Source organism: Micromonospora sp. LOL_025 (genome assembly GCF_048060285.1).
Taxonomy (GTDB): Bacteria; Actinomycetota; Actinomycetes; order Mycobacteriales; family Micromonosporaceae; genus Micromonospora.
Genome location: NZ_JBHMIR010000004.1, coordinates 253,564 through 266,685, shown reverse-complemented (window position 1 = coordinate 266,685; position 13,122 = coordinate 253,564). Strand labels below are relative to the sequence as shown.

Below are 13,122 nucleotides of genomic sequence, written 5' to 3'. Positions count from 1 at the left end.
AGCGCCGTGCGGATCAGCCGGGCCTGCGGAACCCGGCCACCGGCATGGTGTTGATGCTGGAGACGTTGACCGGCTTGCCGGCCCGGGGCGCGTGCACCATCTTGTCGTTGCCGAGGTAGAGGCCGACGTGGCTCAGGTCCGCCTTGAAGAAGACCAGGTCGCCGGGGCGTGCCTCGGAGCGCGGGATGGCCTTGCCCTCGTTCCACTGCGCGCCCGTGAAGTGCGTCAGGTGGATACCCGCCGCCTTGTAGGCGTACTGGGTCAGGCCGGAGCAGTCGAACGAGTTCGGGCCGGTGGCACCCCAGACGTACGGGTCGCCGACCTGCGCGCAGGCGGTCCGGATCGCGGTCCGGGCCGCGTCGCTGACCACGCCGTTGATGGTCGGGCACTTCTCCGTCTTGACGGTCGTCACCGGCAGCGACGCCTCGAGCTTCTTGATGTCGGTGTCGATCTGCTTCTTCTTCGCCGCCAGGTCGTTCTGCTGCTTCGTCTGGGTGGTGATGAGCGTGTCGAGCTTCTGCTTCTCCGCGTCGTACTTCTCGCGGACCTTGGTCACGCCCTCGAGCTGCCTGCGCTCCTGCGCGGCCAGCCGGTCCAGCAGGGTCAGCTGCTCGGTCAGCGTGTCGGGCTTGGCGCTGACCAGCAGCGCGCCGATCTCGTGCGACGGGCCGGAGATGTAGTAGCGGGAGGCGAGGTCGCCGACCCGGTCCATCGCCAGCTCGCTCTCCAGCGCCAACGGCTGGATCTTCTTCTGGAGGTCCTCCGACTTCTTGCGGTTGACCTTCAGTTGCGCCCGCACCTTGTTGTACTGCTCGATGGTGGGCTCGAGCTGCTCCCACTTCTTGTCGATCGCGGCCTCGATCTCGTCGACCGAGGGCTCGGCGTGGGCGGGCGCGGCCAGCATGCCGGCGCCGACCGCCGCCGCGGCGACCAGGGTGAGCAGACGGTGGGCGACCCTACGCAGGCCACCCGGACGAGCAGACCGTCCCGGTGCGTGACGATGAGGGGGCATGGTTGCCACCGGCACCGACTCCTTTTGCAACCCGGCCGCTTGGCGCCTCGCGCGAGGGAAGAGGGGCGAGACAGACGACCCACAGCGGCCGGTGCCCAACATTAGGGAAGGCCGGCAGCGGAATCAAGGCGGCCGAGCGCCACTTCACGCCTGCGCAACCGCTTGCGTACCAAGGGTGTCGGCCCGCCTGCCAACGATCGCGGTCAGTACGTCGTCGAGCGTGACCACCCCGAGAGGGCGGCGGCCGTCGCTGACCAGCACATGTGCCACCGCCGGTCAGGGGCGGAAGATCTGCCCCGCTCGCCGGCCCCGGCTACCGTCGGGGCATGGCCCCACTCACGCTCGCTCACGAACTCGTCCTGCTCGGCTACGACGACGCGGGCGTCAACCGGCTCGGCCGGCCCACGCTCGACTACGGCCTGGCCGGTGCCCTGCTGCTGGAGCTGACGCTCGCCGGTCGGGTCGAGATCGCGGACGACCGGCTGGTGGTGACCGACCCGACCCCCGTCGGGCAGCGGCAGCTCGACGACGCGCTGACCCGGATCGCCACCGATCCGAAGCGGCGCAAGCCGAGCGACTGGATCAGCCGGCTCGCCAAGGACCTGCCCGAGCAGGTGCTGGACGGGCTGGTCACCGCCGGCGTGCTCCGTCGCGACTCGGACAAGGTGCTGTGGGTCTTCCCGCGTACCCGCTACCCGTCCGCCAGCGGCGCGGAGCCGGCGATGGAGACGCAGGCACGGCAGCGGATGGTCGCCGCCGTGGCCGCGGACGGGCCGGTGGACGGGCGGACGGCCGCGCTCATCGGCCTCGCCCGGGCCGTCGGCCTGGACCGCAAGCTCTTCGCGGAGCTGCCGAAGGAGCAGGTCAAGCGGCGACTGACCGAGATCGCGGCCGGCGACTGGGCGTCCGCCGCCACGCGGAAGGCCATCGAGGAGACCCAGGCCGCCGTGCTGATCGCCACCACCACGGCGGCCACGGCCGTCATCGTGACCACCACGAACTCCTGAACGACGACGGCGGCGGCACCGGAAGGTGCCGCCGCCGTCGGGCGTCGCAGGGGGTACGCGTCAGCCGGCGACCGGCAACCGCTCGGTGTCGGTGCCGCCCGGCGCCTGCTCGGGCTTGACCGACCGGAGCAGCACGCTGGCCACGTCGACGACCTCGACCTGCTCCCCGGCGCCCTTGCCGTTCACCCCGTCGTTGAGCATCGTCGAGCAGAACGGGCAGCCGACGGCGACCGTCTTCGCCCCGGTGGACATGGCCTCCTCGACCCGGTCCACGTTGATCCGCTTGCCGATCTTCTCCTCCATCCACATCCGGGCGCCGCCGGCGCCGCAGCAGAAGGAGCGCTCGCTGTTGCGGGGCATCTCGATGAGGCCGCTGGCGCGGCCTGCGCCGGATTCGACGGCTGCACCATCCTGACCAGCACCGGCTCCGCCGGAGATGGCGGACCCCAGCACCTCGCGCGGCGGGGCGAAGACCCGGTTGTGCCGGCCCAGGTAGCAGGGGTCGTGGTAGGTGACGCCGCCGTCGACCGGCTGCACCGGGGTGAGCTTGCCGGTGGCGACCAGGTGCGCCAGGAGCTGGGTGTGGTGGACCACCTCGAACTCGCCGCCGAGCTGGCCGTACTCGTTGCCGAGGGTGTTGAAGCAGTGCGGGCAGGTGGCGACGATCTTCCGCTTGCTCTTCTCCCGGCCCTCGAACGCCTCGTTGAGGGTCTCGACGTTCTGCTGGGCGAGCATCTGGAAGACGAACTCGTTGCCGATGCGGCGGGCCGGGTCGCCGGAGCAGGTCTCGCCCTCGCCGAGGATCGCGAACTTCACGCCGGCCTCGTTGAGCAGCGTGGCGACCGCCCGGGTGGTCTTCTTGGCCCGGTCCTCGAAGGCGCCGGCGCAGCCGACCCAGAAGAGGTACTCGAAGTCGTCGACCTCGCCGACCCGCGGCACCTCGAAGTCCAGGCCCTTGGTCCAGTCCTCGCGGGTGTTCTGCGGGGCGCCCCACGGGTTGCCCTTGTTCTCCAGGTTGCGCAGCATCACGCCGGCCTCCGACGGGAAGCTGGACTCGATGAGCACCTGGTAGCGGCGCATGTCGACGATGTGGTCGACGTGCTCGATGTCGACCGGGCACTGCTCGACGCAGGCACCGCAGGTGGTGCAGGACCAGAGCACGTCCGGGTCGATGATGCCGCCTTCCTCGGCGGTGCCGATCAGCGGCTTCTCGGCCTCGGCCAGCGCCAGCACGTCCATGTGGGCGAGCTGGGCGGCGGTGGCCTTCTCCTCGCCGGTCAGGTCCTTGCCGCCGCCGGCCAGCAGGTACGGCGCCTTCGCGTACGCGTGGTCGCGCAGGCTGAGCACCAGCAGCTTCGGCGACAACGGCTTGCCGGTGTTCCAGGCCGGGCACTGTGACTGGCAGCGGCCACACTCGGTGCAGGTGCTGAAGTCCAGCAGGCCCTTCCAGGTGAACTGCTCGACCTGGGCGACGCCGAACTGGTCGGACTCGGGGTCGGCCTCCTCGAAGTCCAGCGGCTTGCCCTGGCTCGTCATCGGGCGCAGGGCGCCGAGGCCGGAGACGTTGGCGCCCGGGTCACGCTTGAAGAAGATGTTGAAGAAGGCCAGGAAGCGGTGCCAGGCGACGCCCATGGTGACGTTCAGCGCGATCACGATGAGCCAGGTCATCGAGATGACGATCTTGACGAGCGCGGCGATGCTGACGCCGGCCTCCCAGTTCGGCAGCACCGCGCCGACGGCGTGGCTGAGCGGGGCGGCCCAGACCGGGTACTCGAAGTGGTCGGTGGCGACCTTGAAGCCTCGGATGACGAAGCCCATGACCAGTACGGCGAGGATGATGCCCTCGACGAAGTAGCCCTGCCACATGGTCGAGCCGGTGAACCGGGACTTCCCGCCCGGCCGGGTGGGCCGGTTGCGGAGCCGGATCGCGATCAGCACCAGGATGCTGACGAGGCCCAGGATCGCGAGCCACTCGGTGACCAGCCCGTAGATCGCCCAGTTGCCGACCAGGGGCAGCCCGCCGGTCGGGGAGACGACCTCGAAGTACGCCTCCAGCACCAGCAGCGACAGCACGATGAAGCCGACCATCACGAACCAGTGCGCCGCACCCACCACGCTCCAGCGGAGCATGCGGGTGTGGCCGGCGGTCTCGGCCAGCATCGTCTTCGCGCGGGTGCCCTTGTCGCCGAAACGGGTCGGGTCCGGCTGACCCAGCCGGATGACGGCCACCATCTTCATGACCGCGCGTACCGCAAGCCACACCGCCACGGCGGTGATGGCGAACGCGAGGATCGTGGTGACGATCTGGACGCTGCCCATCGAGTTGGCCTCCCCGGTCTGCTGCCTGTCGAGCGGGCTCGGCGACCGGGGCCCGGGTCAGGGCACGATCGGCGAGCCGCAGCCGCCGCACCCTCGACCGGACCGGTCGATGACCTCGCTCCGCTCGGTCATGCAGTGCAGCCTACGCGCAAGGTTACCCAGGAGTAACGTGAGTCATCTCGCACCGGGCCGCGCCGCCCTGCGCACACCTTAGGGCGAACGCACCGCGACCGCCGGGTAGGGGCTCCCCGAGTGACATGGATTGCCACGCCACCGGCCCACAGACCGAACGACGTCGACGGCAAACTGATGGCGCCTGGACACCCCGCCGCCGGGCCGACGGCGGGGCGCGGCGCTCAGCGCCGGCGGGAGAGCAGGACGCTCAGCGCCAGCGGGAGAGCAGGATGAGTGAGGCGACCATGGCGCCGAAGCCCACCGCGAGGTTCCAGTAACCCCACGCCATGACCGGGTACTCCTGCTCGGAGAGGTAGTAGACCACCAGCCAGCCGATGCCGAAAACGATGAGGGCGACCGCCGAGACCGGAAGCCACACCGGGCTAGGCTTGCGCGTCGCCGCCGTCGCCGTCGGACGGACGTCCGTCGGCGGGGTGTACACCTTCTTCTTGCGGACCTGAGACTTGGGCACGACGCTCTCCAGAGGGGTTACGACCTCGTCCGGCCTGACAACCGGGCGCGGGGGCGACGGTCCATGGCCAATAATGTTCGACAGCTAGCGTAGTCCCGAAGGCCCGTCCAATCCACGAATGGGGCGAGCCCAGTGCACGGAGTGACCGAAAAAGGCGGGACTGTTCGGGTCGCCGCGGCGGCTCGCGCCTGCGCGGGCTGAACCAGACGACGGGGAAGGAACGCTCCGTGGAGTACACATCCGGCGCGGCCTCCTGGCAGAAGGTGCTCCGGCGGGCGGTCGCCGGGCTGCTGCCTCGGCGCCCACGGCAGCGACGACCAGGCTGGTCGATCGGGGTGCCGCTGATCGCCGCCGCGGCCGGGCTGCTCTTCACCACCACGGCCACCACCGCCGGCGGCACCGCCCTGCGGGAGGACCGCCGACCCCAGCTCAACCAGTTGATCGAGGACCGGCGCGCGGAGGTGGCGGCCAGCGAGCGGCGGGCGGCAGACCTGCGCGACGAGGTCGAAGGCCGCACGAGCGCCCTGGCCAGCTCCGACGGCCCGATCAGGGAGCAGCAGGACCGGGCCGCCGCCAGCCGCGACGACGCCGGCTTCACCGCGCTCTCGGGGCCCGGGGTGACGGTGGAGCTCGACGACGCGCCCCGACGCAACGACGGCACGCTGCCCGCCGGGGCCACCAACGACGACCTGGTCGTCCACCAGGGGGACGTACAGGCGGTGGTGAACGCCCTCTGGGCGGGTGGCGCGGAGGCCATGTCCATCATGAACGTCCGCGTGCTGTCGACCAGCGCGGTACGCTGCGTGGGTAACACCCTGCTGCTGCACGGCCGGGTGTACTCCCCACCATTCAAGATCGTAGCAATCGGCGATCCCGCTGCCCTGCGGCAGGCCCTCGCCGACTCACAGGGAGTCCGGTTGTTCAGGGACCTGGTCGACGACTACAAGCTCGGTTACAAGGAGACCGTCTCCACGGTGACCGTGCCGGCGTTCGAGGACTCGACCACGCTGCGCTCGGCGACGGTGCCCCGGTGAGCCGCGTGCCGGACGACCGGCCCGAGGACCGCGACGGCCGTCACCGCGACGAGGACGACGGGCCGACCGCCTTCCTGCCCAAGGTCGACCGACCCGGGCCCGCCCCGGCCCGCCCCGCCGGCGCCTGGCCGGAGCCCACGCTCCCGCCCCGCTCCCCGGCTCCCCGTCCGCCCCACGGGCCCGATCCGGCCGGCGACGGTCGCACGCCCGCCGGCCCTTCCGCCGGATGGTCGCGCGCCGCGCCCGACCCCGCCCGCCCGACGCCGGAACCCGGCCGTCCTGCGAACCCCGGCCATTTCCCGCCGCGCGCCGACCAGGCCCGCTCCGCCGGCGGCCCGACCCGGCCCACCGAGCCCGGCCGCCCCGGTCCGGCAGACTTCGGCCGTCCCTGGCCCGCCAACTTCGGCCGCCCCGGCTCCGCCGACCCCGAGCGGCGCGGCCCTGCCGACGCCGGCCAGCCCGGTCCGGCAGACTTCGGCCGCGAGGCGCCCGCGGATTTCGGCCGCCCGAGGCCCGCCGGCTTCGACCGGCAGGGGTCCGACTTCGACCGGCAGGGGTCCGACTTCGACCGGCGTGGGTCCGGCGACCTCGACCGCCCGGCGCCCTCGGGCTTCGACCGCCCCGCCGACTTCGACCGTCCCGGACCCGCCGACTCCCGCCGTTCCCGGCCCGCCGACTCCGACCGCCCGGCGCCCCCCGGCTTCGGCCGCCCCGCCGACCTCGACCGTCCTGGCTCCGCCGACTTCGACCGGCGTGGAGCCGGTGACTCCCGCCGGGCCGGCCCTGCGGGCTTCGACCGGCCGGACCCCGCCGACCTCCGCCGCCCCGGCCCGGCCGACTCCGGCCCGGCCGCCCGGCCCGGTGCCGGTGGGTCGCCGCCGTGGCCCGGCGCCGGCCCGGTCCGGCCGGCCGCCCCACCGCATCCCGCGTCGTCGTCCGACGATCTCCGGCTGCCGGGCGCGACCGGGATCACCGGTCCCGCCGGCGGGCACTCGGTCCGTCCGCCGGTCGATCGGGCCGCCGCCCGGGAAGGCCGGCCGCCCGCCGACGCGCCGACCGCCTTCATCCCCAAGGTGGGCGCGTCGGCCAACGGTCCGTCGAGCCCGGTCTCCCCGGCCGGCCCGGGCCGCGACGTCGATGCCGGGGCCACCGCCCTGATCCCGGCCGTCCCCGGGCGTACGCCGACCGCCCCTGCCGCACTCGTCGAGTCGACCGCCCTGATGGGCGCGGTACCGCGTCCCCCGAAGACGGACGAGCCGGAGGGCCCGGCCAGTCCCGCCGAGCAGCCTCGGCCACGCCGGGGCGAGCGGGTGGTCCAGCTCCGCCCGGAGCAGACCGGCGAGGGCTACAAGAGCGTCTACTCGGAGCTCACCCGGCCGTCGCTGGGCTCCCGGCTGCGTACCGGCATCCGGGTCAGCGGCGAACTGCTGATCACCTTCGGCCTGGTGGTGCTGCTCTTCGCCGGCTACGAGGTCTGGGGCAAGTCGGCGATCGTCGACGCCCACCAGAACGACCTCAGCCAGCAACTGGCGCAGGCGTGGGGCCCCGAAGGCGACCCGACGGTGGCGCCGTCGGCCAGCGCGTCGACCAAGCCGAAGCCGCCCGTGCAGGGCAAGCCCATCGCCGGGCTCTACATCCCCAAGCTCGACAAGAACTGGGTCGTCGTCGAGGGCGTCACCCAGAAGGACATCCGGTACGCGCCGGGCCACTACCCCTCCAGCGCCCTGCCGGGCCAGGTCGGCAACTTCTCCGTCGCCGGGCACCGCAACCGGGCCACCTTCTGGCGGCTCGACGAGCTGAACGACGGGGACGCCATCGTGGTGGAGGGCAAGACCGACTGGCACGTCTACAAGGTGACCCAGAGCCGCATCGTGAAGCCCACCCAGGTCGAGGTCGTGGCGCCCGTGCCGGGCAAGCCCGGGCAGAAGCCGACCAAGTCGATGCTCACCCTGACCACCTGCAACCCGAAGTTCGACAACTACCAACGCCTGATCATCCACGCCGAGCTGGCACGCAGCCAGCCGAAGTCGGCGGGGCGCCCGGCGGAACTGGGGGCCTGACGGTGTACGGCTGGATCTGGCGCAAGCTCCCCTTCGGGCTGCCCGGCAAGCTCGTCGGCAGCCTGCTGATCACCAGCGCGATGGTGGCCCTGCTCTGGTACGTGGTGTTCCCCTGGGCCGAGCCCCTGCTGCCCTTCGACGACGTGCAGGTCACCCAGAATTCCGGCGACCCCGGCGGCGACTCGGTGCCGGGCGGCGGGGAGGGCGAGGACGCCCCGCCCGGCGACGAGCACGACCTGCCGTACGACACCGACGAGAACAACACCCCGCCTTCCTCCCCGGACGAGTGAGCCCCTGATGCGTGTCCTGGTGATCGACAACTACGACTCGTTCGTCTTCAACCTCGTGCAGTACCTCGGCCAGCTCGGCGTGGACTGCGAGGTCCGGCGCAACGACGAGATCGAGGTCGCCGAGGTGGGCAGGGTCGGCGCGGCCGGCGTACTGCTCTCACCCGGCCCCGGCAGCCCCGACCGCGCCGGCATCTGTCTCGACGTCGTCCGTGCGTACGCGGGCGAGCTGCCGATCTTCGGCGTCTGCCTGGGCCACCAGGCCATCGGCGAGGCCTTCGGCGCCACTGTGACCCGCGCCCCCGAGCTGCTGCACGGCAAGACCTCCGAGGTCCGCCACCGCGACGTCGGGGTCCTCGCCGGCCTGCCGGACCCGTTCACCGCCACCCGCTACCACTCGCTCGCCGTGCTGCCCGAGACGCTGCCCGAGGAGCTGGAGGTCACCGGCTGGACGGGTTCCGGGGTGGTGATGGCGATGCGGCACCGTACGCTGCCGATCGAGGGCGTCCAGTTCCACCCGGAGTCGGTGCTGACCGAGGGCGGTCACCTGATGCTGGCGAACTGGCTCGCCGCCTGCGGTCACCCTGAGGCGCTGGAGCGGGCCCCGGCGCTTGCCGCCGAGGTCGACGCGCGCCGCCGCGCCGCCTTCGCCACCGCCTGACGGCCTCGCGGTCGGATCGTCGTCAGCACTCGTCACGGAATGCCTGAGGCCGGCATGGGGGTCCTGCGCCCGCCCGCCGCGCGGTCAGCTCTTGAGGGCGTCCTGGATCGCCGGGTCCGCAGGCGAGCTGACCGCGGGCGGCCTGCCCCGGACCGCGTCCCATGCCGCCTTGCCGCTGGCGAAGTAGTCCCGGACGGCCTTGCCGACGAGCAGGGCGGTCCCGCAGCCGGAACAGCGGGCGGCCACCCCTTCGACGTCGAGGCCGAGGTGCCGGCACAGCGTCACCGCGCGGGACAGGTGGTAGGACTGGGTCACGATCAGGGCGCGCTCGACGCCGTACACGTCGCGCGCCCGGGCGCAGGTGTCGTAGGTGTCCAGGCCGAACGGGTCCGCCACCACTCGGCGCGCATCGACGCCGAGCCGCTCGGTCAGGTGGGCCGTCATCGCCGCCGTCTCGTCGCCGGACGCGCCGCCCCCGTCGCCCGACACGAGGACGACCCGGGCCCGCCCGCTGGTCACCAGCGCGGCGGCGGTCTCCAAGCGGCCGGTGAGCCGGTCACCCGGGTGACGGCCATCCGCCGCCACGGCGGTGCCCAGGACGATCACGACGTCGGCGGCCGGCGCCTCGGCCTCGCCGTACAGGTGGCCGCGGGCGGCGGTCGTCGTCCAGAGCCAGGGAAGGCTGGCCAGGAGCAGCGCCACCAGGCCCAGGGTCGCCGCGCGGATCAGGCGGCGCCGCCGCCGACTCGTCCGCTCCGCCGCGCCTGTCGCCGGCCGATCGTTGTCGTCGCCGGCAGCCCGAGAGCGCCGCCCGGCGGCAACAGTAGGACCCTGACCGGCGGCATCCGCAGGGCGCCGCCCGGCCGTGTCCCCCGCGCTCACGGGCGGGTCAGCGCTCGGGCAGCCGGATCGGCGGAGTGGTCGGCAGCGGGAAGCCCCCGCCGCCGCCGTCACCGGGGGTTGTCGGCGTGGTGCTGGGCGTCGGGCTTCCCGAGTCGGTGGGCGTCGGCTCGGCCTGCGGCACGGTGACCACAATCGTCACGGTCTTGCCCCTGGCGAGGTTGCTGCCGGCCTGCGGGGTCTGCGAGGTGACCCGGCCGGCCTCGTCCGGCGGCACCTCGCGGCCCTGCTTGACGTCGATCCGGTAGCCCGCCTCGTCCAGCTCCTCCTTGGCGTCGTCCTCGCTGGAGCCGACCACGTTGGGCACCTTGCCGACATTGCCCCTGGAGACGGTGAGGACGACCGTGCTCTCCGCGGCGACCTGCTTGCCCTCCTCGGGCGACACGTCAAGGACGATGCCCTCCTTCTCGGCGTCGTCCTTCAGCTTCCGCTCCACCTTGAAGCCGGCTTCCTCCAGCCGCTTCTTCGCGCCCTCATAGGTAGAGCCCTTGAGGTCCGACGGGATGGCCTTCATCTCCACGCCGCCGCAGACCCGGACGACGACCTCGCGGTTGGGCTCCAGCGCGGAGTTGGCGGGCGGGGCCTGGTCGACCACCTGGCCCTTCTGGCAATCCTTGTTGAAGACCGGGTCGCCCTCCTTGGGCACCAGGTTGGCCTGCTCGATCCGGGCGAACGCCTCCTGCTGGGTCAGGCCGGTCACCGTGGGGACCGTGGCCCGGTCGTCGCCGTCGCGCTGGCTCAGCAGGGCGGCGGCGAGGGCGATCACCGCGAGGACGCCCACCGCGGCGAACGTCGCGATCAGCCAGGAGGACGCCTTACGCCGGCGCGGGTCGCCGACCCGGGCCGGCATCTGCCGGGTCTGCGGGGCGCCGGGGGCGCCCGCATAACCGGCGCCGGCCGGGGCGAGCTGCGTCGTCTCCTCCTGCGGCAGCACGGGGGTCGCCATCACCGGGCGGCCGGCGGCCGCGCGGAGCAGGTCGGCCCGCATCTCGCCGGCGCTCTGGTAGCGGTTGAGGGGGTTCTTCGACAGCGCCTTGAGCACGATCGCGTCGACCGCGGGGTTGACGTCCGGGTTGATGTCGCTCGGGGTCGGGGGCGTCTCGCGTACGTGCTGGTAGGCCACGCTGACCGGGCTGTCGCCGACGAACGGCGGATGCCCGCAGACCAGCTCGAAGAGCACACAGCCGGCGGCGTAGACGTCGGAGCGGGCGTCGACCGCCTCGCCGCGCGCCTGCTCGGGCGAGAGGTACTGCGCCGTACCGATGACCGCGCTGGTCTGGGTCATGGTGGTGGCGCCGCTGGCCAACGCCCGCGCGATGCCGAAGTCCATCACCTTGACCTGGCCGGTCTGGGTGAGCATCACGTTGCCGGGCTTGATGTCGCGGTGGATGATGCCGTGCCGGTGGCTGAACTCCAGGGCCGCGCACATGTCGGCGCAGATCTCCAGCGCCCGGCGCGGCTGGAGCCGCCCCTCGACGCCCAGCACCTCCTTGAGGGTCCGCCCGTTGACGAACTCCATCACGATGAACGGCAGGGTCTCGCCGGTGGGCGCGGTCTCCTCGCCGGTGTCGTAGACGGCGACGATCGCCGGGTGGTTGAGGGACGCGGCGTTCTGCGCCTCCCTGCGGAACCGCATCTGGAAGGTGGCGTCCCGGGCGAGGTCGGTGCGGAGCATCTTGATCGCGACGTCCCGACCGAGCCGGAGATCGCGACCGCGGTGCACCTCGGCCATACCGCCGTAGCCGAGCAGCTCGCCGACCTGGTACCTGCCACCGAGCAGGCGGGCCTGCGCTGTCATCGCGTCTGTCGTCCTTCGCTCGTCGTCTCGTCGCTGCCCGACCGGGGCAGTTCCTGTCGACGGTACGACGTTCCGGTCGGATCGTCGCGTCCGTCGGGCCACAGCGCGCCGGACGTCACCGTCCGCGAGGTGGCCGCACCCGACTTCGTGCCCTCCCGCACGCTGTAGGAAATCACGCCGGAGCAGACGAGGACCAGTACGGCCACGAGGACGGCGAGAAACACCATCCCGGACCGGGACCGCTGTCCGCCCGGCTGGTGCGCCGGCGGGACGGCGTGTCCCGCGTACGGCATCGGGCGGGCCTGCGGCACGGGCGCCGCGCCGCGCGGGTAGCCGTTCGGCGCCATCTGCGGGCGGGGCGCGACCGTGGTGGGGCGGTGCGGCGTGGCGGCCGGCCGGGGGTTCGCCGCGGGCGGCCGGTGGGCCGTCATGGGCGGACGCGGCGGCTGCGCGGCGACGTTCGGCGGCCGGTGGGGCGACACCGGCGGACGCGGCGGCGGCACCTGGGCGCGGCCGGGCGGGGCGGCCGGCGACGCCGGGGCGGCGGAGATGGGCTGGCCGGCGGCCCGGGCCTGCTGGGAGAGCTGGGCCTTCAGCTGACGGGCCACCCCCGCCAGCGTGGCGGCGCTGGGCCAGCGTGCGGCCGGGTCCTTCGCCAGGGCCCGCTCGACCACCGCCCGGACCTGCGGCGGGATGTCGGCGGGCAGCGGGCGGGGCGCCTCCCGGACGTGCCGCATGGCGATCTCGAGGGGGTTGTCACCCTCGAACGGACGCCGGCCGGCAAGGCACTGGTAGGCCACCACGCCGAGCGCGTAGACGTCGGACGCGGGCGTGGCGACCCCGCCGGTGGCCTGCTCCGGGGAGATGTACGAGGCGGTGCCGAGCACCGAGCCGGCCGCGGTGAGCTGGGCGACCAGCTCCGAGCGGGCGATGCCGAAGTCGGTGAGCACCAGGGTGCCGTTGGGCCGGACCAGCAGGTTGCCGGGCTTCACGTCCCGGTGCACGATGCCCTTCACGTGCGCCGCGTGCAGCGCGTCGGCGGCCTGGGCGACGAGCGCCATCGTGCGCGCCGGGGTGAGCCGGCCGACCCGGGCCAACGTGGCCGACAGCGCGTCGCCCTCGACGTACTCCATCACCAGGAAGGCGATCTGCTGGTCGTTGCCGAAGTCGTAGACGTCGACCACACCGGGGTGGTTGATCGTGGCCATGGTGCGGGCCTCGCCCCGGAAGCGCTCGGCGAAGTCGGGGTCGTCGAGCAGCGCGGGGAGCAGGCTCTTGACGGCGACCGTACGGCCGAGCACCTGGTCGGTGCCGCGCCAGACGTCGCCCATGCCGCCGCTGGCGATCCGCTCGTCCAGGCGGTAACGGTTGCCGAGCTGCACCCCCGGGCTGAGCATG

Annotated in this window: 11 protein-coding genes; 5 read left to right on the top strand and 6 right to left on the bottom strand. The window is 73.0% G+C overall.

Annotated features, from left to right (window positions below; genetic code table 11):
• Window positions 1–13: 13 nt before the first annotated feature.
• Window positions 14–1,012 (bottom strand): NlpC/P60 family protein, encoded by a 999-nt coding sequence (locus ACFHW0_RS08055; protein WP_416606530.1) that lies wholly within the window; start codon window positions 1,010–1,012, stop codon window positions 14–16.
• Window positions 1,013–1,338: 326 nt separating this feature from the next.
• Here ACFHW0_RS08055 and ACFHW0_RS08050 point away from each other — a divergent pair, with 326 nt between their 5' ends.
• A complete protein-coding gene (locus ACFHW0_RS08050) occupies window positions 1,339–2,019 on the top strand; it encodes a GOLPH3/VPS74 family protein (protein WP_416606528.1) in 681 nt (226 codons plus the stop codon).
• A gap of 60 nt (window positions 2,020–2,079) precedes the next feature.
• Here the strand turns inward: ACFHW0_RS08050 and ACFHW0_RS08045 are convergent, their stop codons facing one another.
• Both ACFHW0_RS08045 and ACFHW0_RS08040 read right to left on the bottom strand, forming a co-directional pair.
• Window positions 2,080–4,338, bottom strand: a complete 2,259-nt coding sequence (locus ACFHW0_RS08045) for a (Fe-S)-binding protein (protein ID WP_416606526.1) — start codon at window positions 4,336–4,338, stop codon at window positions 2,080–2,082.
• 382 nt (window positions 4,339–4,720) lie between these two features.
• Window positions 4,721–4,984 carry a cell division protein CrgA gene (locus ACFHW0_RS08040; protein WP_089002723.1) on the bottom strand — a complete coding sequence of 88 codons (264 nt, stop codon included), beginning with the start codon at window positions 4,982–4,984 and terminating at the stop codon, window positions 4,721–4,723.
• Window positions 4,985–5,211: 227 nt separating this feature from the next.
• Between ACFHW0_RS08040 and ACFHW0_RS08035 the strand changes: the two genes are divergently transcribed.
• The 4 genes from ACFHW0_RS08035 to ACFHW0_RS08020 are packed head-to-tail and all read left to right on the top strand — an operon-like array spanning window position 5,212 to window position 9,026.
• Window positions 5,212–6,018, top strand: a complete 807-nt coding sequence (locus ACFHW0_RS08035) for a DUF881 domain-containing protein (RefSeq protein ID WP_416606524.1) — start codon at window positions 5,212–5,214, stop codon at window positions 6,016–6,018.
• A complete protein-coding gene (locus ACFHW0_RS08030) occupies window positions 6,015–8,078 on the top strand; it encodes a class E sortase (protein ID WP_416606523.1) in 2,064 nt (687 codons plus the stop codon). The genes ACFHW0_RS08035 and ACFHW0_RS08030 overlap by 4 nt, the downstream gene beginning before the upstream one ends.
• Before the next feature lie 2 nt (window positions 8,079–8,080).
• Entirely contained in the window at window positions 8,081–8,368 is a 288-nt protein-coding gene (locus ACFHW0_RS08025; protein ID WP_416606522.1) for a hypothetical protein, read from the top strand.
• 7 nt (window positions 8,369–8,375) lie between these two features.
• Window positions 8,376–9,026, top strand: a complete 651-nt coding sequence (locus tag ACFHW0_RS08020) for an aminodeoxychorismate/anthranilate synthase component II (protein WP_416606521.1) — start codon at window positions 8,376–8,378, stop codon at window positions 9,024–9,026.
• A gap of 84 nt (window positions 9,027–9,110) precedes the next feature.
• Here ACFHW0_RS08020 and ACFHW0_RS08015 read toward each other — a convergent pair whose 3' ends face one another.
• The 3 genes from ACFHW0_RS08015 to ACFHW0_RS08005 form a co-directional block, all read right to left on the bottom strand.
• Window positions 9,111–9,728 carry a SanA/YdcF family protein gene (locus ACFHW0_RS08015; protein WP_416606518.1) on the bottom strand — a complete coding sequence of 206 codons (618 nt, stop codon included), beginning with the start codon at window positions 9,726–9,728 and terminating at the stop codon, window positions 9,111–9,113.
• Between the two features lie 187 nt (window positions 9,729–9,915).
• Window positions 9,916–11,724 carry a Stk1 family PASTA domain-containing Ser/Thr kinase gene (pknB, locus tag ACFHW0_RS08010; protein WP_416606516.1) on the bottom strand — a complete coding sequence of 603 codons (1,809 nt, stop codon included), beginning with the start codon at window positions 11,722–11,724 and terminating at the stop codon, window positions 9,916–9,918.
• Window positions 11,721–13,121, bottom strand: coding sequence for a serine/threonine-protein kinase (locus ACFHW0_RS08005; protein WP_416606515.1), 1,401 nt, complete (start codon window positions 13,119–13,121; stop codon window positions 11,721–11,723). The genes pknB and ACFHW0_RS08005 overlap by 4 nt, the downstream gene beginning before the upstream one ends.
• Between the last annotated feature and the right edge of the window lies 1 nt (window position 13,122).